Source organism: Pseudomonas sp. X4 (assembly GCF_040784925.1).
GTDB lineage: Bacteria > Pseudomonadota > Gammaproteobacteria > Pseudomonadales > Pseudomonadaceae > Aquipseudomonas > Aquipseudomonas putida_Z.
In genome coordinates, this window is record NZ_CP160798.1 from 1,280,179 (window position 1) to 1,307,100 (window position 26,922).

Below are 26,922 nucleotides of genomic sequence, written 5' to 3' on the forward strand. Positions count from 1 at the left end.
GCCGGGCATGTTCCGACCCAAACTGTTGTTCACCAGCCTCGCCGCACTCGCCCTCGGCGCCTGCTCGCCGCAGGACCCGCAAGCCGTGACCTCCGCTGCCATCGCCAAGCAGGTGATCCTGCCCACCTACAGCCGCTGGGTCGAAGCCGACCGAACGCTGGCCGCCAGCGCCCTGGCCTACTGCGAAGGCAAGGAAACCCTGGACAAGGCCCGTGCCGACTTCCTCAACGCGCAAAAGGCCTGGGCCGAACTGCAACCGCTGCTGGTCGGCCCGCTGGCCGAAGGCAACCGCGCCTGGCAGGTACAGTTCTGGCCCGACAAGAAGAACCTGGTCGGCCGCCAGGTCGAGCAGCTGGTCAACGCCGACCAGCCGGTCGATGCCGCGGCCCTGGGCAAGGCCAGCGTGGTGGTACGTGGCCTGTCGGCCTACGAGTACATCCTGTTCGACAGCAAGCCGGACATCGCCACAGCCGAGCAGAAAGCCCGCTACTGCCCGTTGCTGGTCGCCATTGGTGAACACCAGAAGGCCCTGGCCGAAGAGATCCTCAAGGGCTGGAACAGCACCGACGGCATGCTCTCGCAGATGACCAAGTTCCCCAACCAGCGCTACGCCGACTCCCACGAGGCCATCGCCGACCTGCTGCGCGCCCAGGTCACCGCCCTGGACAGCCTGAAGAAAAAGCTCGGTGCGCCGATGGGCCGCCAGAGCAAGGGTATCCCGCAGCCACTGCAGGCCGAAGCCTGGCGCAGCCACAGCTCGCTCAAGAGCCTGGAGGCCAGCCTCAAGGCCGCCGAAGCGGTCTGGGTCGGGGTCGACAACCAAGGCCTGCGCGGCTTGCTGTCCAGCGATCAGAAAGCCTTGGCGGACAAGATCGACGCCGCCTACGCTGCCTCGCTCAAACTGCTGGCCGCCAACCAGAAGACCCTGGGCGAGCTGCTGGCCGACGACGCCGGCCAGCAAACCCTGAACCAGATCTACGACAGCCTCAACGCCGTCCACCGCCTGCACGAAGGCGAGCTGGCCAAGGCGTTGAACATCCAGCTGGGCTTCAATGCCAACGACGGTGACTGATCATGCTGCGACGCCAGGCCCTCAAACTCGGTAGCGTATTGCTCAGCGCCCTCACCCTGGGCGGCTGGAGCCTGTTCCGCAACAAAGGCAGCGAGCCCCTGCTGCTGTCGGCGCGTGACGACGGCGACGGCAAGCACTATGCGGTCGGGTTCCGCCTGGACGGCACCCAGGTGTTCAGCACCCAGGTCGCCCAACGTTGCCATGCCATCATCCATCACCCGGACCTGCCGATCGCCCTGTTCGTCGCCCGCCGCCCCGGCACCGAAAGCTACCTGGTCGACCTGCGCGACGGGCGCCTGCTGCAGACCGTCACCTCGCAGCCGAACCGGCACTTCTACGGCCACGCGGTCATCCACAAAGGTGGCGAATGGCTGTATGCCACCGAGAACGACACCACCGACCCGGGGCGTGGCGTACTCGGTGTGTACCGCTTCGAAGGCGAGCGCCTGGTGCACAGCGGGGAGATTCCGACCCACGGTATCGGCCCGCACGAAGTGGCCTGGCTGCCGGACGGCGAAACGCTGATCGTGGCCAACGGCGGTATCCGCACCGAAGCCGAAAGCCGGGTGGAGATGAACCTCGACGCCATGGAACCGAGCCTGGTGCTGATGCAGCGCGACGGTACCCTGCTGAGCAAGGAAACCCTGGCCCAGCAGATGAACAGCGTGCGCCACCTGGCGGTAGGCAGCGATGGCACTATCGCCGCCTGCCAACAGTTCATGGGCGATGCCGATGAAACCGCAGAGCTGCTGGCGATCAAGCGCCCGGGCGAGCCGTTCAAGGCCTTCCCGGTGCCGGAGCGGCAGTTGCAGGCCATGGCCCAGTACACCGCCAGCGTGGCTATCCACAGCGAGCTTCGGCTGGTCGCGCTGACCGCGCCACGGGCCAACCGCCTGTTCGTCTGGGACCTGGACAGCGGCGCGGTGCGGCTGGATGCGCCAATGCCCGATTGCGCAGGGGTGGGCGCGGTACAGGACGGCTTTGTCGTCACCTCCGGGCAGGGCCGTTGCCGGTTCTATGATTGCCGCAAGGCCGAGCTGGTCGGGCAACCGATGAACCTGCCGTCCGGTTTCTGGGACAACCACCTGCATCTCGTCTGATTTTCGGGTTGGCTGTACTGGCCCCTTCGCGGCTAAAGCCGCTCCCACAGGAATAGCGCAACCCGCTGACTGCGCGGTCCCTGTGGGAGCGGCTTCAGCCGCGAAGGGGCCGGCCCAGGCATTCCACTCCCCTTCCCCCCAAAAACAGTCAATACTTCCCCCATCCACACGTGGGCAGGATCGCCCGTTGTCGTGTCTAAGCGAATAACAACCGCATCCAAGGAACCGGACTATGCTGCGCCGCCGCATGCTCATCATGTTGGCCGTGGTTCTGCTGATCGTGCTGGCCCTGGGGGGCTACAAAGCCTTTTCGATCTACCAGCAGATCCAGATGTTCACTGCCCCCAAGCCGCCCATCACCGTGGCGGCCGCCTTGGCCGAACAGCGCTCGTGGCAAGAGCGCCTGCCCGCCGTCGGCAGCCTCAAGGCGCTACAGGGCGTGGAGCTGAGCCTGGAGGTGGAAGGCATCGTCAAGGCCCTGCATTTCGACTCGGGCCAGCAGGTCAAGGCCGGGCAACTGTTGCTGCAACTCAACGACGACCAGGAAACCGCCCTGCTCGGCACCGCCCAGGCTGACCTGGGCCTGGCCAAGGTAGATTTCGGCCGTGGCAGCCAGCTGGTCGGCGACTCGGCCATCTCCCGCGGCGAGTTCGACCGCCTCACCGCCCAGTACCGGCGCAACCAGGCGGTGGTCGACCAGCTCAAGGCATCGAAGACCAAGAAGAGCATCAGCGCCCCGTTCAGCGGCACCATCGGCATTCGCCAGGTGGACGTCGGCGACTACCTGGCCGCCGGCACGGTGATCGCCACCCTGCAGGACACATCCAGCCTCTACGTCGACTTCAACGTACCGGAACAGGCCCTGCCGCACCTCAGCCTGGGCCAGCAGGTGCTGGTGCAGGTGGCCGCCTACCCGGGCCAGACCTTCCCAGCCAGCCTCAGCGCTATCAACCCCAAGGTCGAGGAAACCACGCGCAACCTGCTGGTGCGCGCGACCATGGCCAACCCGGACGGCAAGCTGCTGCCGGGCATGTTCGCCAGTCTGCTGATCCTGCTACCCAACCCGCAGCCACAAGTGGTAGTGCCGGAAAGCGCCATCACCTACACCCTGTATGGCAACTCGGTGTACGTCGCCACGCCGAAAAAGGACAAGGATGGCAAGCCGGAAAACGACGACAAGGGCCAGCCGCAGCTCACCGCCGAGCAGCGCACGGTGCAGACCGGCGAGCGCCGTGACGGCGTGGTGGTGGTCAGCAAGGGCCTGCAGGCCGGGGAACAGGTGGTCACCGCCGGCCAACTGAAGCTCACCCCCGGCGCCGCGATCCGCATCGGCCAGGACAAAGCCCTCAAGCCCGCACAGGGCGCGCCGGGCAAGGACTGACAGGAGGCTGGCATGGCGTTCACCGACCCGTTCATCCGCCGCCCGGTGCTGGCCAGCGTGGTCAGCCTGCTGATCCTGCTGCTGGGCTTCCAGGCCTGGAACAAGCTGCAGATCCGCCAGTACCCGCAAATGGAAAACGCCCTGATCACGGTGACCACCGCCTACCCCGGCGCCAACGCCGAGACCATCCAGGGCTATATCACCCAGCCGCTGCAGCAAAGCCTGGCCAGCGCCGAAGGCATCGACTACATGACCTCGGTGAGCCGGCAGAACTTCTCGATCATTTCCATCTACGCCCGCATCGGCGCCGACAGCGACCGGTTGTTCACCGAACTGCTGGCCAAGGCCAACGAAGTGCGCAACAAGCTGCCCCAGGACTCGGAAGACCCGGTACTGAGCAAGGAAGCCGCCGATGCCTCGGCGCTGATGTACATCAGTTTCTACAGCAAGGAGATGAGCAACCCGCAAATCACCGACTATCTGTCACGGGTGATCCAGCCCAAGCTGGCGACCCTGCCGGGCATGGCCGAAGCGGAAATCCTCGGCAACCAGGTGTTCGCCATGCGCATCTGGATCGACCCAGTGAAACTGGCAGGCTATGGCCTGTCGGCCACCGACGTGACCAATGCCGTGCGCCGCTACAACTTCCTTTCCGCGGCCGGCGAGGTGAAGGGCGAATACGTGGTCACCAGCATCAACGCCAGCACCGAGCTGAAGTCGGCCGAAGCGTTCGCCGCCCTGCCGGTCAAGACCAGTGGCGACAGCCGCGTGCTGCTGGGCGATGTGGCACGGGTCGAGATGGGGGCGGAAAACTACGACACGGTCAGCTCGTTCGACGGCACCCCATCGGTGTACATCGGCATCAAGGCCACACCGGCCGCCAACCCGCTAGACGTCATCAAGGAAGTGCGGCGCATCATGCCCGAGCTGGAAAGCCAGCTACCCTCGGCACTGAAGGTATCGATCGCCTACGACGCCACGCTGTTCATCCAGGCCTCCATCGACGAAGTGATCAAGACCCTCGGCGAAGCGGTACTGATCGTCATCGTGGTGGTGTTCCTGTTCCTCGGTGCCCTGCGTTCGGTGCTGATCCCGGTGGTGACCATCCCGCTGTCGATGATCGGCGTGCTGTTCTTCATGCAGATGATGGGCTACTCGCTCAACCTGCTGACCCTGCTGGCCATGGTGCTGGCCATCGGCCTGGTGGTGGACGACGCGATTGTCGTGGTGGAGAACATCCACCGGCACATGGAAGAAGGCAAGTCACCGTTCGACGCCGCCCTCGAGGGCGCCCGCGAAATCGCCATGCCGGTGGTGTCGATGACCATCACCCTGGCAGCGGTGTATGCACCGATCGGCTTCCTTACCGGGCTCACCGGCGCGCTGTTCAAGGAGTTTGCCCTAACCCTGGCCGGTGCGGTGATCATCTCCGGCATCGTTGCCCTCACCCTGTCACCGATGATGTGCGCCCTGCTGCTGCGCCAGGAACAGAACCCCAGCGGCCTGGCCCACCGCCTGGACATGCTGTTCGAACGCCTGAAGGTGCGCTACCAGCGCCTGCTGCACACCACCCTCGACAGCCGGCCCGTCGTGCTGGTGTTTGCCGTGATCATCCTGTGCCTGATTCCGGTACTGCTGAAGTTCACCCAGAACGAACTGGCGCCGAACGAGGACCAGGGGGTGATCTTCATGATGAGCAGTTCGCCGCAGCCGGCCAACCTTGATTACCTCAACGCCTATACCGACGAATTCACCCCGCTGTTCAAGGCTTTCCCCGAGTATTACTCGTCGTTCCAGATCAACGGTTTCAATGGCGTGCAGACCGGCATCGGCGGCTTCCTGCTCAAGCCCTGGAACGAGCGCGAGCGCACGCAGATGGAGCTGCTGCCGCTGGTGCAGAGCAAGCTCGAGGAAATCAGTGGCCTGCAGATCTTCGGCTTCAACCTGCCGTCGCTGCCCGGCACCGGCGAGGGCCTGCCATTCCAGTTCGTCATCAACAGCGCTGGCGACTACCCGGCACTGCTGGATGTGGCCCAGCGCATCAAGGCCCGCGCCCAGGAATCCGGCAAGTTCGCCTTCCTCGACATCGACCTGGCCTTCGACAAGCCCGAGGTGGTGGTGGATATCGACCGGGCCAAGGCGGCGCAGATGGGGGTGTCGATGGACACCTTGGGCAGCACCCTTGCGACCTTGCTGGGCGAGGCGGAAATCAACCGCTTCACCCTCGAAGGCCGCAGCTACAAGGTGATTGCCCAGGTCGAGCGGCCGTACCGCGACAACCCCGGCTGGCTGAACAACTACTACGTGAAGAACGACCAGGGCCAGCTGCTGCCACTATCCACCCTCATCACCCTCACCGACCGCGCCCGCCCGCGCCAGCTCAACCAGTTCCAGCAGCTGAACTCGGCGATCATCCAGGGCGTGCCCATGGTCAGCCTGGGCGAGGCGCTGCAGACCGTGCAGGGCATCGCCCGCGAAGAGGCTCCGGAAGGCTTCGCCTTTGACTATGCCGGCGTGGCGCGGCAGTACGTGCAGGAAGGCAGCGCGCTGTGGGTGACCTTCGGCCTGGCGTTGGCGATCATCTTCCTGGTGCTGGCGGCGCAGTTCGAAAGCTTCCGCGACCCGCTGGTGATTCTGGTGACGGTGCCGTTGTCGATCTGTGGCGCGCTGCTGCCGCTGTTCCTGGGCGTATCGAGCATGAACATCTACACCCAGGTCGGGCTGGTGACGCTGATCGGGCTGATCAGCAAGCACGGCATCCTCATTGTCGAGTTTGCCAACCAGTTGCGTGAGGAGCGCGGCCTGAGCGTGCGCGAGGCGATCGAGGAAGCCGCGGCGATTCGCCTGCGGCCGGTGCTGATGACCACGGCGGCGATGGTGTTCGGCATGGTGCCGCTGATCCTGGCGACCGGGGCGGGGGCGGTAAGCCGCTTCGACATCGGTACGGTGATTGCCACCGGGATGTCGATCGGCACGCTGTTTACCCTGTTCGTGTTGCCTTGTATCTACACCCTGCTGGCGCACAAAGAGGTGGCCAGAGCGACTTCGGTTGCCTGAACCGGCCTCTTCGCGGGTAAACCCGCTCCCACAGGTACGGCACCGGATCCGGAATGGGTGCAGTACCTGTGGGAGCGGGTTCACCCGCGAAGAGGCCGGCAAGGCAAATGCAAAAATGCCAGAGGCCCCGCAATCGCGAGGCCTCTGGCATTTCCATCTACACCGGGTTCAACCGAACGGCCGCAACCCCTGGCGCATGCCGAACAGGAACAGCAACAGGTCCTGATCCGGCGCGGCCTCGGCCTGTTGCTGCGGTTTCACATCCCGCGGCAACGCGCACTGGTCGGCCAGTTCGGCCTTGCTGAACACTGTCGGCCTCGGCTCTTCCCACGCAGCCACCGCCACGGTGGTCACCGCCAGGCCAGCTACCAGGAACAAAGCTCGAGCTATTTCTAGTTTCATTGCTCTAACCCTTTGACAGCGCTGCCAAACGCCATCTGGTAAAAGTAGAGCAGTGTTTGCCATTCCGCGTCATTGATCGACGAATGGCGGCGCAGCTGGCGCAGGTCATTGCCCGCCGCGCGCTGGCAGCTGATGCGCCGCCGGCATTTTTCCAGGTCCAGCAGGGCGACTTCGACCCTGGCCTGCTCGCCCTCGCCAATCACCTTGATGAACACGTGCTTGCCATACAGGCAGCCGTGCTGCCAGTGCCCCAGGTGCATGCGCGCCAGGTTGTCCGCCAGGTCCTTGAGCATGCGCTCATGCACCACCTGCGGGTAACGCTCGCGGGCACCTTCGGCATGCCAGGTGTCGAGTTCGACGAAGCCGTCGAGTGCTTCGCTCACCAGCAACGCACGCCACTGCTGGTCGGCACCACGCTCGGCGCCACAGAAGACGATGCGCGGTACACGCACGCCCAGTTGCTCGAAGCTGTTCAACGCATCGAGTTCACGCAATACGGTCGGCCGGCCGAAAGGGTGCAGCAGGCTACGGTAGATATGCCCGACCTGGCGCTTGGCATACAGCAGCTTGCCATTGCCATCGTCGAGGCGTTGCACACCACTCTCGCCACCACGGCGCTGGTTAGGCTCCTCGACCCACTCGCCCTGCTGGCGCCAGTAAAAATCGAACCGCGACTCCCCTCTCTGGGCTACAGCCATCAAACACTACCCCTTACGCAATACATATACCCGCCACATGGCATAGAACGGCAGGAAGTCGAGGCGTTCCTGGATTCTGAAGCCGGCGGCTCGGAATTCTTCTTCGACCGTGTCGGCCGGTAACACAAAACGGTTCTGGTAATTGTCCTGGTCGCCCTTCCTGGCGCTGCGACGCTGTTCCAGTTTTTTCCGGCGCCAGGCCTTGAAGTTACCATCCACCCACAATGACAGGATCACACTATCACGGCTAACCCGTTGAAATTCCGAAAGAATGGTCTTTCTGTGCGCCGCTTCGCCAATGTGGTGGAACAAGCGCATGCAGAAAATGCTGTCCACCGAGTTGTCCGGCAAGTCGATGGCAAACGCCGAAGTCTGCAAAGGGCGTACCCGTGCAACCACCTCTGGCGCTTGCGCGGTACAGGCTGTCTCGATCATCGCTTCGGAGTTGTCGGCGCCGATGATCACCCGGTTGGGCTTTTCTGCCAGCAATGGCCAGAAGCGGCCGGCACCGCATGGCAGATCGAGGACTAGCCCAGGCTCACCAGCCAATGCCAAGGCGCGACGCGCCAGCTGCTCATCACGCTTGTGGGAAAGGCGTCGCGCCAGGCCATCCTGGTGCTTGAGAAAGTACTCGCGCGCATGTTCTTTGTCGTACTTCTCGGAAAATTCAAGCTTGATGGGGCTACGCATTGGGCATCTCCTGACTCCATTCCGCCCACATTAGGTAAGCAAGCGTAGGAATCAGGTCATGCTGATGTGAAAAATATGTTGAGCGCCGAATGACCTGTTACAACAGATTACTCGACCAAAGCCTCTGGGTCGCCCTTGGCCGCGGTATTGCTCAGGTCCACCATGAAACGGCAGCCGTGCGGCAAGGTCGAGGTCAGGGTGACATGCCAGCCCTGGTCGTCGCAGATCCGCTGTACCAGCGACAGGCCCAGGCCCAGGCCCTCGCCACGCCGCTCGTCGCCGCGCACGAACGGCCGGAACATCGCCTCGCGCTGCTCCTCCGGGATACCCACGCCGCTGTCCTCCACGCTGAAGCCGTTGGCTTCCAGGCTAAGCCGGATATAGCCGCTATCGGTGTAGTGCGCGGCATTGCGCAGCAGGTTGCCCATCACCGACTGCAGGAAGGTGGCGTTGTACAGCACCGGGCTGGCACTGACACGACCATCGAAATACAGGGCCAGGCCCTTCTGTTCGATGGTGTCGCGCCAGACCCCGACCAGTTCGTCCGCCACTTCCCGCAAGGTGGCCCGCGAAGCCACGGCGCCCTCGTCGCGCTGTGCCCGGGCCAGCATCAGGAAGGTCTTGACCAGTTCGCGCATTTCTTCCGTGGCCCGCGCCACGCGCTCCACCTGGCTGCGCGAGCGGGCGTCCAGCGTCGGGTTTTCCATCAGCAGTTCGCACGAGGTGGCCAGCACCATCAAGGGCGTGCGCAGTTCATGGCTGACATCGCTGGTGAACAACCGTTCGCGGGTCAGCGCATCGCGCAGGCGGCCCAGGGTATCGTCGAAGGCTACCGCCAGCTGGCCGACTTCGTCCGCGGCATAGTCCGGCGCCAGCGGCGGGGCCAGGCCCAGCAACTGATCACGGTGGCGTACCTGGCGCGCCAGGCGGATCACCGGCGCCATCACTCGGCGCGCCACCAGCCAGCCGAGGATGACCGCCAGCACCAGGCTGAGCAGGAAGCCCACCACCACCACCGCGAACAGCACGCGCTCGCGTTCCTCGAAGTCGCTCTGGTCCTGCAGCAGCACATAGCGGCGGCCATCGACGATCTCGACCATGGCGTGGTACGACAGCTGATCGCGGAATACCTCGTGGAAGCCGCGGTCGAGGTGGCGCAGGTCCTTGGGCAGCTCGAAGTCGTCACGCCCGCCGCTGAAGTAGAACAACTGGTCGGGGCGTGGCCGGTGGCTCCAGTCGCTGACGCTGTCCATGCGCAGCAGGCGTTGCAGGTCACCGCCCAGCACCGAGGAAATCAGCCGCTCTTCGACCAGGTGCACGGTGCCGACGATGCCGAAGGCGAAGGCCCCGGCCACCAGCGCGCTCATCAGGGCAAAGGCGATGATGATGCGCTGGGCAAGGCTTTGCTTAAACTCCATCACGGCCCTCGGCGAGGCGATAGCCGACGCCATGGACGGTATGCAGCAGCGGTTTTTCAAACGGCTTGTCGATCACCTGGCGCAACTGGTGCACATGGCTGCGCAGGCTGTCGCTGTCAGGGCAGTCATCGCCCCACAGGGCTTCTTCCAGCACTTCGCGACGCAATACGTGCGGGCTCTTCTGCATCAGCACCGCCAGCAGCTTGAGGCCGACCGGGTTGAGCTTGAGCAGGCGGCCCTGGCGGGTGACTTCGAGGGTGTCGAGGTCATAGCTGAGGTCGGCCACCTGCAAGGTGCGGCGCCCGCCGCCCTGGGCCCGGCGCAGCACCGCTTCGATGCGGGCGGCCAGCTCCGACAGGGCGAAGGGCTTGAGCAGGTAATCGTCGGCACCGGAGCGGAAGCCTTGCAGGCGGTCGTCCAGTTGGTCGCGGGCGGTGAGCATGATCACCGGCGTATCGCGGCGGGCGTCTTCGCGCAGGCGCTTGCACAGGGTGTAGCCGTCGATGCCCGGCAACATGATGTCGAGCACGATCAGGTCGTAGTGCTCGGTGGCTGCCAGGTGCAGGCCGGACAGGCCATCCTGGGCGCAGTCGACGGTGTAGCCCTTCATGCCCAGGTAATCGGCCAGGTTGGCCAGGATATCGCGGTTGTCTTCAACCAAAAGAATGCGCATCGGTTTCTCCTGTGCGGCGCTTCTCGCTGTGGTGCGCGGCAGGCGCAGCTTAAGGCCTATGCCTGCAGGGTGCCAGCCCCAGGGAAAATTCAGCGCACTTGACGGTTTTTTCACTGATCCTTCACGGACACAGGATAGCGGGCGGCCGACAATGCCCGATCTTTTTCGCGCCCTGGAGCCGTCATGCAGCAACCAACCCGCCCTCGCCCGATCAATTTCTGGCTGTACCTTGGGCTACCCTTGGCGACCGCGCTTGGCTTGATCCTGCTGGAACTGACCTCGGTCGACATGGACATTGCCAACCTGTTCTTCGACCCTGCTGCCGGGCAATTCATCGGCCGCCACAGCTATTTGCTGGAGAACATCCTGCATGACCGGGTCAAGCAGGGGGTGATCCTGCTGGGCGTGATGTCGCTGGTGACCTTTGCTGCCAGCTTCTTCTGGAAGCGCCTGTTCGGCTGGCGCCGTGAGCTGGGCTGCCTGGTGCTGGCACTGGGCCTGTCCACGGCGTTTGTCACACCGCTGAAGAAAGTGACCCAGGTGCAATGCCCGTGGAGCCTGACCCAGTTTGGCGGCAAGGAAACCTACAGCAAGCTGCTGGAGCCCCGGCCGGCGACCGACAAGCCCGGGCTGTGCTGGCCGGGCGGGCATGCCGCCACCGGGTTCTGCCTGTTCGGGCTGTTCTTCATGTTGCGTGATCGCAAGCCGAGGCTGGCGCGGGTCGCGTTGGCGGTGGCCTTAGTGGCCGGGTCGGTGCTTTCGCTGGGGAGGATGATGCAAGGGGCGCACTTCCTTTCGCACAACGTGTGGACGGCGGTGTTCTGCTGGTTGATCGGCTTGGGGTCGTATTACCTGGTTCTGTATCGTCGGGGAATGGCTGGGGTACCCGCCGCTGAGCGTAGCGTCGCCTGAACCCGGGGCCGCTTTGCGGCCCTTTCGCCGGCAAGCCAGCTCCCACCTCGACCGCATTGACCTCAAGCCATGTGCGATCCCTGTGGGAGCTGGCTTGCCAGCGATGGGCTGCAAAGCAGCCCCAATGGCCCCAACAGGGAAAACAAAAAAGCCCCGGCTCTCGCGAACCGGGGCTTTTCATGGTGCAGGGGGTAAGGCTGGCTTACATCATGCCGCCCATGCCACCCATGCCGCCCATGTCTGGCATGCCAGCAGCTGGCTTGTCTTCCGGCAGGTCGGCAACCATGGCTTCGGTGGTGATCATCAGACCGCCGATCGAAGCAGCAGCTTGCAGCGCCGAACGGGTGACCTTGGCTGGGTCCAGGATGCCCATCTCGATCATGTCGCCGTATTCGCCGGTAGCAGCGTTGTAACCGAAGTTACCCGAACCTTGCTTGACCTTGTCAGCGACAACGCTTGGCTCGTCGCCGGCGTTGGCAGTGATCTGGCGCAGCGGCGCTTCAACGGCGCGACGCAGCAGGGCGATACCGACGTTCTGGTCTTCGTTGTCGCCTTTGAGGTTGGCAATGGCAGCCAGGGAGCGAACCAGGGCCACACCACCGCCAGGCACCACGCCTTCTTCAACGGCTGCACGGGTAGCGTGCAGGGCGTCTTCAACGCGGGCTTTCTTCTCTTTCATTTCAACTTCGGTGCCGGCACCGACCTTGATCACGGCAACACCGCCAGCCAGCTTGGCCAGACGCTCTTGCAGCTTCTCACGGTCGTAGTCCGAGGAAGTCTCTTCGATCTGGGCACGGATCTGCTTGACGCGTGCTTCGATCTCGGTGTCGGCGCCAGCGCCGTCGATGATGGTGGTGTTTTCCTTGGACAGGATGACACGCTTGGCGTTACCCAGGTGCTCCAGGGTAGCGGTTTCCAGGGACAGGCCGATTTCTTCGGAGATGACCTGGCCGCCAGTCAGGACGGCGATGTCCTGCAGCATGGCCTTGCGGCGGTCGCCGAAGCCCGGAGCCTTGACCGCAGCAACCTTGACGATGCCGCGCATGTTGTTGACTACCAGGGTAGCCAGGGCTTCGCCTTCAACGTCTTCGGCAACGATCAGCAGTGGGCGGCCGGCCTTGGCAACGGCTTCCAGAACTGGCAGCAGCTCACGGATGTTGGAGATCTTCTTGTCGACCAGCAGCAGCAGCGGGCCTTCCAGCTCGGCAACCATGGTGTCCGGCTTGTTGACGAAGTACGGCGACAGGTAGCCACGGTCGAACTGCATGCCTTCCACGACAGACAGTTCGTTTTCCAGGCCCGAGCCTTCTTCAACGGTGATCACGCCTTCTTTACCGACTTTTTCCATGGCTTCGGCAATGATTTCACCGATGGAGTTGTCGGAGTTGGCGGAGATGGTACCTACCTGGGCGATGGCCTTGGAGTCGGCGCATGGCTTGGACAGGTTCTTCAGCTCGGCGACGACGGCAGCGGTGGCCTTGTCGATGCCGCGCTTCAGGTCCATCGGGTTCATGCCGGCAGCGACGGCTTTCAGGCCTTCGTTGACGATGGCCTGAGCCAGGACGGTAGCGGTGGTGGTGCCGTCACCGGCAGCGTCGTTGGCCTTGGAAGCAACTTCCTTGACCAGCTGGGCGCCCATGTTCTCGAAGGCGTCTTTCAGCTCGATTTCCTTGGCGACGGAAACGCCGTCCTTGGTGATGGTCGGCGCGCCGAAGCTCTTGGCCAGCACCACGTTACGGCCTTTCGGGCCCAGGGTCGCTTTTACCGCGTCAGCCAGAACGTTGACACCAACCAGCATTTTCTTACGAGCGGAGTCGCCGAATTTTACGTCTTTAGCAGCCATGATCGTTTAATCCTTGGAATTCTTTGGAGTAACGGGAAGTCGGGGAAATCAGCCTTCGATAACGGCGAGGATTTCGTTCTCGGCCATGACCAGCAGGTCTTCGCCATCGACTTTCACGGTGTTGCTGCCCGAGTAAGGGCCGAAAACCACTTTGTCACCCACTTTCACGGCCAGCGCGCGAACTTCGCCGTTGTCCAGGATGCGACCGGTGCCGACGGCGACGACTTCGCCGCGGTTTGGTTTTTCAGCGGCCGAACCCGGCAGGACGATACCGCCAGCGGTTTTCGATTCTTCTTCGCTGCGACGGATAACGACGCGGTCATGCAGAGGACGAAGCTTCATTGTCGATCTCTCCCAAATAGTGGTTTTCATCGGCCGGTGTCGACACCGGCGGTTTGATGCAGTCCGGCGTTGCCGGGGGTGATCCGCAATGGGCGAAGCACCTGTGTAATGTCTGGTGTCGCCACCAGAAACCTTGCGGTGACCACATACATGAGGCCGCCATATTCAATTACAAGGCTTGTTTCAGAAAATTTTTCATTAGCGCCTTGGCCCCGCAAAAAGCTGGGGCCGCTGCGCGCCCCTTTTCCGACACAAGGCCGCTCCCACAGGAGGTGTGCATTCCCTGTGGGAGCGGCCTTGTGTCGCGAAAGGGGCGCGAAGCGGCCCCCGGCTATTACTTGTCGCGGCGCTCGTACTCGCCTTCGATCACATTCGGCCGATGCCCGCCATCCTGCGGCCGGGCCTGGAACGGGTCGTCCTGGAAGGCGCGCTGGCGCATGGCCTGGGCCTCAGCACGCTCGCGCATCTTGCGCGCGGCCAGGTGACGGGTGAATGGCAGCAGGCAGAGCAGGCCCAGCACGTCGCTGATGAAACCTGGCAGCAACAGCAGGCCACCACCAACGGCCAGCATCATGCCCTGGAACATGTCCTCGGCGGGCAGTTCGCCACGCTGCAGGCTTTCACGGGCGCGCAGTGCGGTGGCCAGCCCGGCCACGCGCATCACCAGCACACCCAGGGCGGAGCCGGCGATGATCAGCAGCAGCGCCGGGAAGAAACCGATGGCGGCACTGACCTTCACGAAGACGAACAGCTCCAGCACGGGAAACAGTAGAAACAACAGTAGAAAAGCACGCATCAAAGCATTCCTCGTCGGAAGAGACCCTTCCTGTAAGACCAACAAATGGATGCGGGCGCTCGGCTTTTCAACCCTCGACTTCCGTCGCAACCGGCCACTGGTCGGCGCGTGCCAGCAAAACCAGGGCTTCGCGGACTTGTGTCGGCGTGTTGCAAGTACTTGGGAAAGGCAACCAGTGCACCGCCTGGCCGATACGCAGGTGCATGCCTTCGCTGTCTACCCCGACCATCTGCGCTGGCGCATGGTTTGGCAGCTCGGTCAGTTGCACATAGTGGGCGATGGCGTTGGCGTGGTCGTTGTTCATGTGCTCGACCATGCTTGCCTCGGCTTTACCGGCGAACGGGTTGGCCAGGGTTACCTGGTCAAGCCAGTGGATCGCGCCGAAGCCGCCGATGTAGCGGTGGCGCACCGGCTGCAGCACCCAGAAGTCGAAGTCGTGGGCCTTGTGGTAGTTGGCCGCGTCCGGGAAATAGCGGTAGTAGCGCTCGGCGGCGGCCTCGATGGCGGCCTCCTCCACCAGCTTGTGCGCCTCGGCCATCACCGTCAGGCGCCCCACGGCCTGCACGTCCTCGGCTTCGCGTTCGCCCACCAGCAGCGAGCACTTGGGGTCTTTCTGCAGGTTGTGGGTGTGCTGGGCGATGCGGCTGATGAGGATCAGCGGGTTGCCCTGGGCGTCCAGGCAGTACGGCACGACCGAGCCGAACGGGTAGCCGGGCATCGACTTGGAATGGGTCGAGAGCACGCCGCGGTATTCCTTGAGCAGCAGCTCCCGGGCGGGGCGGATGGCATTGGTACTCACTTGGGGGCGGCTCCTGATATCGGGCTGGATGGGACAAGATAAGCATTATCAGATCCAGTGCCAATGGGGCTGCTTTGCAGCCCATCGCGACACAAGGCCGCTCCCACATGGACCGATGTACATCTTGCCTCTGTGGGAGCGGCCTTGTGTCGCGAAAGGGGCGCAAAGCGCCCCCGGCGGTTTACCAGGTAACGCCGAAGCCTGCGGTATAGCGGGTCTTGTCCAGGTCACTGTCACGCGTACCGGTGATGACGTCCTTCTCCGCCTTGAGGTTGAGCGAGGCCCACTCGGTGACCTTGTAGCGCAGGCCAATCTCGGCATCCAGCGCGTAATCGGCCACGCCACCCAGCGGCTTGGCGAACTCGCCGTTGGTGAACAGCTGCACGTTCTTGCCAATCAGGTAGCGGGTGTAGTCCCACTTCACCGCCGCGGAATAGAAGTTGTCCTTGGCGCCATCCTGGTATTCGAAGTCGGTACGGTTGATCAGCGAACCCAGCGAGAATGCGCCCAGTTCGTCGTCCCAGAACTGGTAACCCGGGCCGGTACCCACGGTGCGCTGGCGGGCGAGGTCTTCGATGCGGTCGCGCTTGTACTCCACGCGCCCCTGCCAGAACCACTTCTCGGTGAGGAAGCGGTCCAGGGCGTACTCGGCACTCCAGTTGTCGGTGGTGGTGACGTCGTCCTTGGTCTCGCGGTTGTATTCGCCTTCGGCGTTGTGCCGCCAGCGGCCATGGCGGGCGCTGGTCTTGAAGCCGACGTCGTAGTCGTCGGTGTCGTTCTCGGCGCGCTTGTAGTCCAGCGCCACGTCGACGTTGCCCTTCCACACGAAGTCCTCGACCAGCGGCTTGGGCTTCATGATCTGCTCGATGCTGGCCAGCTCCACGGTCTTCGGCGCCTCGCCATTGGCCAAGGTCACCTTGCCGGGCTCGGCGGCCTTCAGCGACTTGGCGCGCTCACCGCTGTAGGCGTCCTGCTTGACCAGCATCTCCTGGTCGCTCTCCAGGGTCTGGACTTCTTTCCAGTCCAGGGCGATGGAACCGCCATAGGGGGTTTCCAGCAGCAGCTTGCCGCCATCGAAGACTTTGATCTTGCCGCTGAGCCGGTCACCGTTCTTCATCCACACGGTGTCGGCGAACACCGGGGAGGCGCACAGGGAAACAGCAAGCAGGCACAACAAGGATCTAGAATTCATAAGCGGGCTATGTTTTGCGGACTACGGGTTCGATTTGGCGAAAAAAGCCGGGCATTATCCAGATAACCACGACCAGAGCAAGGAAAGACCGGGAGCATGCCGTTGAGTTCAACTCTCATTTGCCAGACCGCCGGTCCGGTTTCATCTGCAACCCAATGGGGGCCTGATGTCTGACGGATATGAGCACGCCCTCGACTCCGCCGAGGGCCGACGAACGGCGCTGTATTCGGTACTCGGCCAAGTGCCGGCCGGCAAGGTGGTCAGCTATGGCCAATTGGCCGAGCTGGCGGGGCTTGGGCGGGCGGCACGCTGGGTCGGGCGTACCCTCGGGCAACTGCCCGCGGACACTCGCTTGCCCTGGCACCGGGTGCTTGGCGCAGGTGGCCGGCTGAGCCTGGCACTGGGGACCCCGTCCGGGGATGAACAACGGGCGCGACTGCGTGCGGAGGGTGTGAATGTAACCAACAATCGTGTGGATATGACGCGCCATGGCTGGCGCCCGATGGAGCACAGCGGTTAGAGTGCGCGCTTTGTTTTCGCAAACTTGAGGCAGATGTTGGCCCATGCCCCGTAAAACCTGGCGCGCTGCGCTTGCTGCCTATGCCAGCCCGTCAACCTTGGTACTTTTGCTGCTCGGCTTCGCTGCCGGTCTGCCTTACATGCTGGTGTTCTCCACCCTTTCGGTGTGGTTGCGCGAAGCCGGCGTGGCCCGCGAGACCATTGGTTACGCCAGCCTGATCGGCCTGGCCTACGCCTTCAAGTGGGTGTGGTCGCCGCTGCTCGACCAATGGCGCCTGCCGCTGCTCGGCAGCCTGGGGCGTCGGCGTTCGTGGCTGCTGCTGTCGCAGGCGCTGGTGGTGGTCGGGCTGGTCGGCATGAGCCTGTGCGATCCGCAGCAGCACCTGTCATGGCTGATCGCCCTGGCGGTGCTGGTGGCCTTCGCCTCCGCTACCCAGGACATCGCCGTCGATGCCTACCGCCTGGAAATCGCCGACGACCAGCGCCAGGCTGCGCTCGCTGCCAGCTACATGGCCGGCTACCGCGTGGCGGCCCTGCTGGCCACGGCTGGTGCACTGTTCTTCGCCGAGTGGTTCGGCTCCACCGGTTTCAGCTACCTGCACAAGGCCTGGGCCGGCACCTACGTCATGTTCGCGGTAATGATGCTGCCCGCCGTGTTCACCACCCTGATCATGCGCGAACCGCCCGTACCCATGCGTACCCAGCTGTCGGCAGCGCGCTATGGGCTGGTGCACCAGCTGGCCTCGGTGTTCGTGCTGATCATCCTGCTGGTTTCGGTACCGGCCAGCTTCACCCAGATGTTCAATACCGGCTGGTCCAGCGTCATCTCCGGTGATGCCACGCCACTGGACCTGCTGCTGGAAGACCGCGCCTTCCTGCGCCTGATCCTCTACGTGCTGCTGACCTGGGCGTGCCTGTCGAGCCTGGGCCGTCGCGGCCTGGCCCCGGTGCTGACCCCGGTCAACGACTTCATCGCCCGCTACCGCTGGCAGGCCCTGCTGCTGCTCGGCCTGATCGCCACCTATCGCATGTCGGACACGGTGATGGGCGTGATGGCCAACGTGTTCTACATCGACATGGGCTTCACCAAGGACCAGATCGCCAGCGTCAGCAAGATCTTCGGCCTGATCATGACCCTGGTCGGCGCCGGGGTTGGTGGCCTGCTGATCGTGCGCTTCGGCATCATGCCGATCCTGTTCATCGGCGGTGTGGCCTCGGCGGGCACCAACATCCTGTTCCTGATGCTGGCCGACATGGGCCCGAACCTGCAGATGCTGGTGGTGACCATCTCGCTGGACAACTTCAGCTCCGGCATGGCCACCTCGGCCTTCGTCGCCTACCTGTCGAGCCTGACCAACCTGAAGTTCTCGGCTACCCAGTACGCGTTGCTCAGTTCGATCATGCTGCTGTTGCCAAGGCTGATCGGGGGTTATTCGGGGGTGATGGTGGAGAAGTTCGGTTACCACGACTTCTTCCTGATCACTGCCCTGCTGGGCGTGCCGACTTTGATCCTGATTGCCCTGCAGTGGCGCCAGGAGGCCGGGCCGGGCAAACCGGTGGCAGAGGAAGGTTCGGCGGCCGAGCGGCCCTGACAGATTTGTATTGCCTGTACTGGCCTCTTCGCGGGTAAACCCGCTCCCACAGGGACTGCACAGCTCTCGAGGGCAGTGCTGTACCTGTGGGAGCGGGTTTACCCGCGAAGAGGCCGGTACAGGCAATAAAGTTTACTGAGCAACAGCCCCCTCACCAGGCCGCCCACCCACCACAAACCACAGCGGCCACAGCGCCAAGGCCCCCGCCACGCCTGCCGCCAGGGCAAAGTGCAGCAAGCTGGCCCCGGCGCCAATCATCGCCAGCACCGCCCCACCCAACCCCAGCAAGGCGATGGTGATCATCCCCAGCATGGCCGAGACCAGGCCCTTGCTCTGCTCGCTGGCGAACAGCGTCATGCGATACAGCACCGCGTTGGCCACGCCCAACCCCAATGCGTACAGCGACATGCCCGCCACCACGCTGGTCACGCTCGGCCAGTACCAGGTCGCCAGCACCATCAGGCACAGGCCGGCCAGGTATGGCCACAACGCACCCCGCACCAGCGCCGGCAGCGGATAGCGGTCGGCGATGCGGTTGATGATCAGGTTGCCCAGGATCAGCCCGCCAAACACCGGCAACTGCCACAAGGCGTATTCCATGGTGCTCAGCCCCTCGTCGTGGATCAGCAGCACCGGCGACAGGCCGATCCAGCCAATCAGCGGCAGACCGACCAGGCCCAGGGCCGCGCTACCTGCGACAAAGCGGCGGTTGGCCAGCAACTGGCCGTAACCGGCCAGCAGCGGCATCAGGTGGATGGGCGTGAATGCCAGGCGTGAGCCATCACGGCGCTCCACGCCAAGGGTTTCCGGCATCAGCCGGTGCAGCAGCAGCCAGGCCAGAACCGCGCCGATGGCAAAGGCCACGAACAGCCAGCGCCAGTCCAGCCACTGCAGCAGCAAGGTACCCACCAGCGGCCCGAGCAGCGGCGAGAGCAAGGCGATGTTGGCCAGCAGGGCCATCATGCGCACGGCGTCCGCTTCGCTGAAGGCTTCGTTCAGGGCCGGGTAGCTGACCGTGACCACAAAGCCCAGGCCGATGCCCTGCAGCAGGCGCAGCAAGTTGAACAGGCCGATGTCGTGGACCCAGAAGGTGGCCAGGCAGGCCAGGCCGAAGAACGCGCAGCCGATCAGCAGCAACGGGCGCCGGCCATAGCGGTCGGCCAGCGGGCCGATCAGCCATTGCAGCACCACGCCACCCAGCAGGTACAGGTTGAGGGCGTGGGGAATGTATTCGGGGCTGGCGTTCAGGTCGCCGACCACCACCGGCATGGCCGGCATGACGGCGTCGCTGGCCAGGTAGGTGAGCAGCTCGAACAGCGCCAGGGTCAGGCCGAACAGCAAGGCGCGCAGGGGGGTGATGTACAGCAGTGGTTTCATGATGGCGTATCGGGTGTGGCAGGTGGGGTCAGGCTATATGCCAGAAATGGCGGGGTATTGCTGTGAACAAGTGTAAAAAGCCGGGGCCGCTTCGCGCCCCATCGCCGGCAAGCCGGCTCCCACAGGTACAACACAGGCCTGAAGACTGTGATAACCCTGTGGGAGCTGGCTTGCCGGCGATGGGGCGCGAAGCGGCCCCGGCTTCAACGCGGTATTACTGCGGCGCAGTCTCCTGCACCACGCGAATCACCCGCTGCGGGAACGGAATGTCGATCCCTTCGGCCTTCAACCGGTCACGCGCATGCTCGTTGAGCATGAACATCACATCCCAGTAATCGGCAGTCTTGGTCCACAAGCGCAACGACACGGTGATCGAGCTGTCGCCCAGGGTCGCGACCACCGCCTGCGGCGCCGGGTCGGGCAGCACACGCGGGTCCTGCGCCAGCTCCAGCAGCACGTTGCGGGCCTTCTGCAGGTCGGCGTCGTAGTCCACGCCCACATCGAACACCACCTTGCGCGTCGGCTGGCGGTTGGTGTTGGTGATGATGCCGTTGGACAGGCTGCCGTTGGGCATGATCACGGTCTTGTTGTCACCGGTGCGCAGCACGGTGTGGAAGATCTGGATGCTGTCGACGGTGCCAGCCACGCCTTGCGCCTCGATCCAGTCACCGATGCGGAACGGGCGGAACATCAGGATCAGCACACCGCCGGCGAAGTTCGCCAGGCTGCCCTGCAAGGCCAGGCCGATGGCCAGGCCCGCGGCACCGATGGCGGCAACGAACGAGGTGGTCTCGATACCGATCATCGACGCCACGCTGACGAACAGCAGCACCTTCAGCACGATATTCGACAGGGTGCTGATGAAGCCCTGCAGCGCCAGGTCGGCGTTGCGCAGGCCAACCAGCCTGCCCAGGCGGGCGCTGACCTTGTTGATGATCCACCAGCCGACCGCCAGGGTCAGCAGCGCCAGCAGCACACGGCTGCCGTATTCCATGATCAAGGGAATCCAGGTCTGGGATTGGCGGACCAGCTGATCGACTTCAGCGTTCAAATCCATATTCATCTCCTGATGCCGAGCGGCAAGTACACGGTAGAACAGGCCGCGCGCGATTGCGCAGCCCCGGCCCCCATGGACATCATTTCGCCATCGGGGTTCCGGGTGGTGCCCACATCAGTCGCGGAAGTTGTTGAACTGCAACGGCATGTCGAATTCCTTGGTACGCAGCAGGGCAATGGCTTCCTGCAGGTCGTCACGCTTTTTACCGGTAACGCGTACCTGTTCGCCCTGGATGGCGGCCTGCACTTTCAGCTTGGCATCCTTGATGGTGGCGACGATCTTCTTCGCCAGGTCCTTGTCGATGCCTTCGCGGAACTTGGCTTCCTGTTTCTTTTCCTTGCCCGAGGCGTACGGGTCCTTGGTTTCCAGGCACTTCACGTCGATCTTGCGCTTGACCAGCGCCAGGCGCAGGATTTCCAGCATCGCTTCGAGCTGGAACTCTTCCTCGGCGGTAAGCATCACGGTCTGCTCTTTGTCCTTGAACTCGAAGGTACCCTTGCCCTTGAGGTCGTAGCGGCGGTCCAGGTCCTTGATGGCGTTGTCGACCGCGTTCTGCACTTCGTGCTTGTCCAGTTCCGATACCACGTCGAACGAAGGCATGGTTGTTCTCCCAAAATAAAAGCGCGCTCAGGCTGAAGATGGAGCGCGCTGGGTTTGACGGTTAAAATGCGGGCTCATTATAACGGGTTGCGAAACGCATATGAGCAGCACCTGGCATATTCTCGGCGCCGGTAGCCTGGGCAGCCTGTGGGCTTGCCGCCTGGCGCGCGCGGGCAAGGCAGTACGCCTGATCCTGCGTGACGGGCAACGGCTGCAGGCCTACCAGCAGGCCGGCGGCCTTACCCTGGTCGAACAGGACCAGCCCCGCCACTACGCCATCCCCGCCGAAACCGCGCAGGCACACGGCCCGATCCATCGTCTGCTGGTGGCCTGCAAGGCCTACGACGCTGCCCCGGCCATTGCCGGCGTGGCAGCGCGCCTGGCCGAGGGCGCCGAAGTGGTGCTGCTGCAGAACGGCCTGGGCAGCCAGGACGAAGTCGCCGACCTGGTGCCCCACGCGCGCTGCATCTTCGCCTCCAGTACCGAAGGGGCGTTCCGCGAGGGTGACTGGCAGGTACGCTTTGCCGGCCACGGCTTCAACTGGCTGGGCGACCCATGCAACCCGACGATCCCGACCTGGTTCGATGACCTGCACGAGGCCGGCATCCCCGCCGAGTGGACGGTGGATATCCTCACCCGCCTGTGGCGCAAGCTGGCGCTCAATTGCGCCATCAACCCGCTGACCGTGCTGCACGACTGCCAGAACGGCGGGCTGCTGGGCCACCTGGGCGAAGTGGACGCCCTGTGCATCGAGCTGGCCCAGCTGCTGCGCCGCTGTGGTCAGCCAGAAGCGGCAAACGGGCTGGACGAAGAAGTACAGCGGGTAATCCTCGCCACCGCAGCCAACTACTCTTCCATGTACCAGGATGTACGCGCTGGCCGGCGCACCGAGGTGCACTACCTACTTGGCCACGCCTGCCGCGCCGCTAGCCGTCATGGCCTGCAGCTGCCACAGCTGGAACGCCTGCTGCAGCACCTGGTCGATAACCTGCGCGTGCGTGGTTTGCCCTGCGACTGACGCGGCCCTTTCAACCGGATATGGACATTGCCTAGCCCATGACCTTGCGCCAACGCCTGGAAAACCTCCCGGTCGGGCAGAAGCTGCTGGCGGCCCTGCTGGTGTTGCTGGTGACCATCCTGCTGGTGGCCAACCTCACCTTCATCAGCGCCGCCTACTGGATCACCCAGGAAAGCATGGCGCCACAGGCGCTGCACACCATCGGCCGACTGGTGGCCAACCCGCAGCTCGCGGCCCGCGCCGGCGACAGCCCGGACACCGCCAGCGCCCTGCTCAAGGAACTGGACAGCTACACGCCGCTGCGCGCCGCCGCCGTCTACGGTGGCGATGGCCGCATACTGGCGCAACTGCAGCACGGCGAGCCGCTGGCGTTGCCCAGGCGTTTTCGCGACATCGACGGCTGGCGCCTGATGGAGTTTCGCAGCACCCAGCTGATCCGCATGCCACGCGACGCCAACCCGCCCGCGCACCTGCTGCTGGTAGCCAGCAGCGAACTGCCCACGGCTTTCTACACCGGCACCCTCAGCGCCAGCCTGGGCATCCTGGTGTTCAGCATCCTGCTGTGGATCGTCATCGCCCGGCAGATCAAACGCCTGATCACCCAGCCGATCAACCAGCTCGAAGAGCTCAGCCGCCAGGTCACCCGCGAAGAGAGCTATGCCCTGCGTGCGCATCGCGGCAACGACGACGAAATCGGCAGCCTGGCCGAAGCGTTCAACACCATGCTTTCGCGCATCGAGGCCCGCGAACAGCAGCTCAAGCGCACCCGCGACGAGTTCCAGGAGGCCTATGACCAGGCCCAGGGCCTGGCCGAGGAAACCCGCCATACCAACCGCAAGCTGGAGCTGGAAGTCCAGGTGCGCAGCAAGATCGAGAAGAAGCTCACCGGTTTCCAGAACTACCTCAACAGCATCATCGACTCGATGCCTTCGGCGCTGATCGCTCTCGACGAACAGCTCTACGTGACCCAGTGGAATCACGAAGCCACGGTGCTTTCCGGCACGCCACTGGACGAAGCGCTGAACCAGCCGATCTTCATCGCCTTCGAACCGCTCAAGCCGTTCCTGCCGCAGCTGAAGGAAACCGTGGAAAAGCACCGGGTGGCGAAGATCGAGCGAGTCACCTGGCCCAAAGGCGACGACCTGCGCCACTACGCCCTGACCTTCTACCCGCTGACCGGTGGCGGCGGCCGTGGCGTGGTCATCCGTATCGACGACATCACCCAGCGCCTGTCGCTGGAGGAAATGATGGTGCAATCGGAGAAGATGCTTTCGGTCGGCGGCCTGGCCGCCGGCATGGCCCACGAGATCAACAACCCGCTAGGCGCGATCCTGCATAACGTGCAGAACATCCGCCGGCGCCTGTCACCCGAGCTGCCGCGCAACCAGGAGCAGGCAGAGGAACTGGGCATCGACCTGCCCACGGTCAACCGTTACCTGGAGAGCCGCGAAGTACCGCTACTGCTCGACGGCATCCAGCAGGCCGGTGCGCGGGCGGCGAAGATCGTCACCCACATGCTCAGTTTCAGCCGCCGCAGCAACCGCCAGTTGGCGCCGTGCGACCTGCCGGCGCTGATCGATCAGGCGGTGGAGATTGCCGGCAACGACTTCGACCTGGCCATCGGCTTCGACTTCAAGGGCCAGGCCATCGTGCGCCAGTTCGACCCCGAACTGGGGCAGGTGCCGTGCACCGCCAACGAATTGGAGCAGGTGCTGCTCAACCTGCTGAAAAACGCCGCCCAGGCCATCCACCAGCGGCCGCAGCCGAGCGAGCCCGGGCGCATCACCCTGCGCACCCGCTTGAGCCCGCCATGGGCAGAAATCCAGGTCGAGGACAACGGCGTCGGCATGCCCGAGGGGGTGCGCAAACGCACCTTCGAGCCGTTCTTCACCACCAAGGAAATCGGCCAGGGTACCGGGCTGGGCCTGTCGGTCTCGTACTTCATCATCACCAACAACCACAAGGGGCAGATGGAAGTGCAATCCACGCCCGGCCAGGGTACCTGCTTCACCCTGCGCCTGCCCCTCGGCCAGCCGGCAGCGGCGGCGCCGGCCAAAACGGAGAAATGACATGGGTTACCGCCTGTCGAAGATCTACACCCGCACCGGCGACAAAGGCGAAACCGGCCTGGGCGACGGGCGTCGGGTGCCCAAGGACCACCCACGGATCGAAGCGATTGGCGAGGTGGACAGCCTGAACAGCCAGCTGGGTTTGCTGCTGGCGGGGCTGGCCGAACAAGGGTTGGATGAAGTGAGCGCAGTGTTGGTGCCGTGTCAGCACCGCCTGTTCGACCTGGGCGGTGAGCTGGCGATGCCCAGTTACCAGGCGTTGAACCTGGCGGAGGTGGAACGCCTGGAGGCGGCGATCGATGTGTGGAATGAAGAGCTGGGGCCGTTGAAGAACTTCATCTTGCCCAGTGGCTCGGCGCTGGTGGCGCAGGCGCATGTGTGCCGGAGCCTGGCGCGCAGTGCGGAGCGGCGGTGCCAGCAGCTGAATGCGCTGGAGCCGTTGGCGGGGGTTGGGTTGGCCTATATCAACCGGCTTTCGGATCTGCTGTTCGTGGCGGCGCGGATCATTGGGCGGCGGCAGGGGGTGGCTGAGGTTTTGTGGCAGCCTGCTGAAAAGCCGCAGGGCTGATATTTTTGGGGCTGCTGCGCAGCCCATCGCGACACAAGGCCGCTCCCACATGGGGCGGTGTACGCAGATCCTTGTGGGAGCGGCCTTGTGTCGCGATGGGCCGCAAAGCGGCCCCAATTACAGGCGACTCAGATCTCAGGCCAGAACGCCCGGATCCCGGCCACACCCTGTGCCCCCGCTTCCCAGGCCTGCTCACGCTCACCCGGCCCTACCCCACCCAGCAGGTAGACCGGCTTGTTGAACCCGGCAATCAACCGCTGTGCCTCGTCCCACCCCAGCGGCACCGCCTCAGGGTGTGTCAGGGTTGCCTGCACCGGCGACAAGGTGACGAAGTCCACGCCCATCTGCTCCGCAAGCGCCAGCTCTTCGGCACTGTGGCAGGACGCCGCCAGCCAGCGCTCCTTGGGGAACGGCCGGCCATTGGCGGCATACTTGCGCAGTTGTGCAGCCGTCAGGTGCCAACCCGCGGCTGGGAAGTCACCCAGCCACTCCAGCGGCCCCTTGAGCATCAGCTGCGCCTTGCCTGCGCACAGGCCGACCGCATCCACCGCCACATCGCGGTACTTGGGGTCGTACATGTCCGGGGCACGCAACTGGATCAGGCGAATGCCGCTGGCCACCGCCTTCTGGATGCCCTTGAGCATCTGCGGCACTTCCAGGCCATCGGGGGTGATCAGGTACTGGTCCGGCAGGCGCGCGGCCGCAACGATCGGTTTATTGGCCTCGGGGAATTCGTACTGGGGCAAATCACGTGGGGCAACCCATTCCAGCGGCTGGCCCTCGGCGCCATGCGGCTCGCCGGTGAACGCCTCGACTTCGCGCACGTCCAGCAGCACCTGCTTGTCCGGGTAGTCGTGGCTGACCTTGATCAGTGCGCGCGAACGGCTTACCTCGATGCCCAGCTCCTCGCGCAGCTCGCGGGCCAGCGCCGCCTCGACGCCCTCACCCTCTTCCACCTTGCCGCCCGGGAATTCCCACAGGCCGCCCTGGTGCTGGGTATCGGCACGCCGGGCGATCAGAATGCGGCCGTCAGTACCACGAATGACAGCGGCTACAACATGAATCCGTTTCACCCTTCACGCTCCGCCAGGCCAGCCTGCTGCCAGGCCTGGAAGGCCGGCCACTGGTAAATGGTTTCGATATAGGCCGCCGCCTCCGCAGGCACTTCCACGCGGTAGGTGCGCAGGCGCACGGCCACCGGGGCGAAGAAGGCATCGGCCAGGCTCGGCTTGCCGAACAGGAACGGGCCGCTGTCCTTGGCCACCAGGCGGCATTCGGACCACAGTGCAACGATACGGTGGATATCGATTTGAACCTCCAGCGGCACGCTGTCCAGCGCCTGGTCGCGCGACAGGTCGAACGGCATGGCACCGCGCAGGGCGAAGAAGCCGCTGTGCATCTGCGCGCAGGCCGAACGGGCCTGGGCCCGGGCCGCCACGTCGGCAGGCCACAGCTGGGCGTCGGGGTGGCGTTCGTTGAGGTATTCGGCAATGGCCAGCGAGTCGGCGATCACACCGTGCTCGGTCTTGAGCAGCGGTACCTTGCCGGTGGCAGAGAAGGCGAGGATGCGCTGACGGGTGTCAGGCTGGTTGAGTTTGATCAGTGTTTCTTCGTAAGGCACGCCAGCCAGCTCGAGGGCCAGGGCGCCACGCAGCGACCAGGAGGAATACAGCTTGTCGCCGATGATCAGGTGATAGCTCATGGTTCGGCTCCATCGTTTGGGAATTTTGGGGCTGCTCTGCAGCCC

25 protein-coding genes are annotated in these 26,922 nt (G+C 64.1%); 10 read left to right on the forward strand and 15 right to left on the reverse strand.

Going from position 1 to position 26,922, the window contains the following annotated elements:
* Positions 1-7 precede the first annotated feature (7 nt).
* The 4 genes from ABX298_RS05555 to ABX298_RS05570 all read left to right on the forward strand — a co-directional run bounded on the left by ABX298_RS05555 (position 8) and on the right by ABX298_RS05570 (position 6,610).
* Positions 8-1,072, forward strand: coding sequence for an imelysin family protein (locus tag ABX298_RS05555; RefSeq protein WP_025340522.1), 1,065 nt, complete (start codon positions 8-10; stop codon positions 1,070-1,072).
* Positions 1,073-1,074: 2 nt separating this feature from the next.
* A complete protein-coding gene (locus ABX298_RS05560) occupies positions 1,075-2,172 on the forward strand; it encodes a DUF1513 domain-containing protein (protein WP_013974083.1) in 1,098 nt (365 codons plus the stop codon).
* A gap of 232 nt (positions 2,173-2,404) precedes the next feature.
* Positions 2,405-3,553 carry an efflux RND transporter periplasmic adaptor subunit gene (locus ABX298_RS05565; protein WP_289514485.1) on the forward strand — a complete coding sequence of 383 codons (1,149 nt, stop codon included), beginning with the start codon at positions 2,405-2,407 and terminating at the stop codon, positions 3,551-3,553.
* Between the two features lie 12 nt (positions 3,554-3,565).
* Positions 3,566-6,610 (forward strand): multidrug efflux RND transporter permease subunit, encoded by a 3,045-nt coding sequence (locus ABX298_RS05570; RefSeq protein WP_075046246.1) that lies wholly within the window; start codon positions 3,566-3,568, stop codon positions 6,608-6,610.
* A gap of 168 nt (positions 6,611-6,778) precedes the next feature.
* Here ABX298_RS05570 and ABX298_RS05575 read toward each other — a convergent pair whose 3' ends face one another.
* The 5 genes from ABX298_RS05575 to colR all read right to left on the reverse strand — a co-directional run bounded on the left by ABX298_RS05575 (position 6,779) and on the right by colR (position 10,491).
* Complete coding sequence (locus ABX298_RS05575) at positions 6,779-7,012, reverse strand: hypothetical protein (RefSeq protein ID WP_025340525.1); 234 nt, start codon at positions 7,010-7,012, stop codon at positions 6,779-6,781.
* Entirely contained in the window at positions 7,009-7,710 is a 702-nt protein-coding gene (locus ABX298_RS05580; RefSeq protein ID WP_084785262.1) for a lipopolysaccharide kinase InaA family protein, read from the reverse strand. The genes ABX298_RS05575 and ABX298_RS05580 overlap by 4 nt, the downstream gene beginning before the upstream one ends.
* A gap of 6 nt (positions 7,711-7,716) precedes the next feature.
* Positions 7,717-8,400, reverse strand: a complete 684-nt coding sequence (locus tag ABX298_RS05585) for a class I SAM-dependent methyltransferase (protein ID WP_025340527.1) — start codon at positions 8,398-8,400, stop codon at positions 7,717-7,719.
* Between the two features lie 107 nt (positions 8,401-8,507).
* On the reverse strand, positions 8,508-9,818 hold the full coding sequence (locus tag ABX298_RS05590) for a HAMP domain-containing sensor histidine kinase (protein WP_025340528.1): 1,311 nt from the start codon (positions 9,816-9,818) through the stop codon (positions 8,508-8,510).
* Entirely contained in the window at positions 9,808-10,491 is a 684-nt protein-coding gene (gene colR / locus ABX298_RS05595) for a two-component system response regulator ColR (RefSeq protein WP_003255215.1), read from the reverse strand. The genes ABX298_RS05590 and colR overlap by 11 nt, the downstream gene beginning before the upstream one ends.
* A 183-nt stretch (positions 10,492-10,674) precedes the next feature.
* Here colR and ABX298_RS05600 point away from each other — a divergent pair, with 183 nt between their 5' ends.
* The gene (locus tag ABX298_RS05600; RefSeq protein WP_367394169.1) at positions 10,675-11,403 is read left to right on the forward strand and encodes a phosphatase PAP2 family protein; all 729 of its coding nucleotides are present in this window, start codon (positions 10,675-10,677) and stop codon (positions 11,401-11,403) included.
* Between the two features lie 202 nt (positions 11,404-11,605).
* On the opposite strand, the gene groL is transcribed toward ABX298_RS05600, so the two are convergent.
* The 5 genes from groL to ABX298_RS05625 form a co-directional block, all read right to left on the reverse strand.
* Complete coding sequence (gene groL / locus ABX298_RS05605) at positions 11,606-13,246, reverse strand: chaperonin GroEL (protein WP_013974091.1); 1,641 nt, start codon at positions 13,244-13,246, stop codon at positions 11,606-11,608.
* A gap of 48 nt (positions 13,247-13,294) precedes the next feature.
* A complete protein-coding gene (locus ABX298_RS05610; protein WP_003260750.1) occupies positions 13,295-13,588 on the reverse strand; it encodes a co-chaperone GroES in 294 nt (97 codons plus the stop codon).
* 334 nt (positions 13,589-13,922) lie between these two features.
* A complete protein-coding gene (locus ABX298_RS05615) occupies positions 13,923-14,384 on the reverse strand; it encodes an FxsA family protein (protein WP_025340530.1) in 462 nt (153 codons plus the stop codon).
* Positions 14,385-14,451: 67 nt separating this feature from the next.
* Complete coding sequence (locus tag ABX298_RS05620; protein ID WP_075046249.1) at positions 14,452-15,183, reverse strand: HugZ family protein; 732 nt, start codon at positions 15,181-15,183, stop codon at positions 14,452-14,454.
* Positions 15,184-15,364: 181 nt separating this feature from the next.
* Positions 15,365-16,375, reverse strand: a complete 1,011-nt coding sequence (locus tag ABX298_RS05625) for a DUF481 domain-containing protein (RefSeq protein ID WP_075046250.1) — start codon at positions 16,373-16,375, stop codon at positions 15,365-15,367.
* 166 nt (positions 16,376-16,541) lie between these two features.
* Here ABX298_RS05625 and ABX298_RS05630 point away from each other — a divergent pair, with 166 nt between their 5' ends.
* Together ABX298_RS05630 and ABX298_RS05635 are read left to right on the forward strand one after the other, a co-directional pair.
* Positions 16,542-16,895, forward strand: coding sequence for an MGMT family protein (locus ABX298_RS05630; RefSeq protein ID WP_085592113.1), 354 nt, complete (start codon positions 16,542-16,544; stop codon positions 16,893-16,895).
* Between the two features lie 43 nt (positions 16,896-16,938).
* On the forward strand, positions 16,939-18,486 hold the full coding sequence (locus ABX298_RS05635) for an AmpG family muropeptide MFS transporter (protein ID WP_025340534.1): 1,548 nt from the start codon (positions 16,939-16,941) through the stop codon (positions 18,484-18,486).
* A 132-nt stretch (positions 18,487-18,618) separates the two neighbouring features.
* On the opposite strand, the gene ABX298_RS05640 is transcribed toward ABX298_RS05635, so the two are convergent.
* The 3 genes from ABX298_RS05640 to ABX298_RS05650 all read right to left on the reverse strand — a co-directional run bounded on the left by ABX298_RS05640 (position 18,619) and on the right by ABX298_RS05650 (position 21,520).
* Positions 18,619-19,863 (reverse strand): MFS transporter, encoded by a 1,245-nt coding sequence (locus tag ABX298_RS05640; protein WP_367394170.1) that lies wholly within the window; start codon positions 19,861-19,863, stop codon positions 18,619-18,621.
* Between the two features lie 214 nt (positions 19,864-20,077).
* Positions 20,078-20,920 carry a mechanosensitive ion channel family protein gene (locus ABX298_RS05645; protein WP_286100541.1) on the reverse strand — a complete coding sequence of 281 codons (843 nt, stop codon included), beginning with the start codon at positions 20,918-20,920 and terminating at the stop codon, positions 20,078-20,080.
* Positions 20,921-21,034: 114 nt separating this feature from the next.
* A complete protein-coding gene (locus ABX298_RS05650; protein ID WP_013974099.1) occupies positions 21,035-21,520 on the reverse strand; it encodes a YajQ family cyclic di-GMP-binding protein in 486 nt (161 codons plus the stop codon).
* A gap of 100 nt (positions 21,521-21,620) precedes the next feature.
* Between ABX298_RS05650 and ABX298_RS05655 the strand changes: the two genes are divergently transcribed.
* Genes ABX298_RS05655 through ABX298_RS05665 form a run of 3 tightly spaced genes read left to right on the forward strand, consistent with a single transcriptional unit; the run spans position 21,621 to position 25,175 of the window.
* Complete coding sequence (locus ABX298_RS05655) at positions 21,621-22,538, forward strand: putative 2-dehydropantoate 2-reductase (protein WP_075046253.1); 918 nt, start codon at positions 21,621-21,623, stop codon at positions 22,536-22,538.
* A gap of 38 nt (positions 22,539-22,576) precedes the next feature.
* Positions 22,577-24,607: an ATP-binding protein gene (locus tag ABX298_RS05660; protein WP_075046254.1), complete on the forward strand. Its 2,031-nt coding sequence runs from the start codon at positions 22,577-22,579 to the stop codon at positions 24,605-24,607.
* Position 24,608: 1 nt separating this feature from the next.
* A complete protein-coding gene (locus tag ABX298_RS05665; RefSeq protein WP_075046255.1) occupies positions 24,609-25,175 on the forward strand; it encodes a cob(I)yrinic acid a,c-diamide adenosyltransferase in 567 nt (188 codons plus the stop codon).
* Between the two features lie 128 nt (positions 25,176-25,303).
* On the opposite strand, the gene ABX298_RS05670 is transcribed toward ABX298_RS05665, so the two are convergent.
* Both ABX298_RS05670 and ABX298_RS05675 read right to left on the reverse strand, forming a co-directional pair.
* The gene (locus tag ABX298_RS05670; RefSeq protein WP_025340540.1) at positions 25,304-26,248 is read right to left on the reverse strand and encodes a Nudix family hydrolase; all 945 of its coding nucleotides are present in this window, start codon (positions 26,246-26,248) and stop codon (positions 25,304-25,306) included.
* On the reverse strand, positions 26,245-26,877 hold the full coding sequence (locus ABX298_RS05675; RefSeq protein WP_367394171.1) for a glutathione S-transferase family protein: 633 nt from the start codon (positions 26,875-26,877) through the stop codon (positions 26,245-26,247). The genes ABX298_RS05670 and ABX298_RS05675 overlap by 4 nt, the downstream gene beginning before the upstream one ends.
* Positions 26,878-26,922 lie beyond the last annotated feature (45 nt).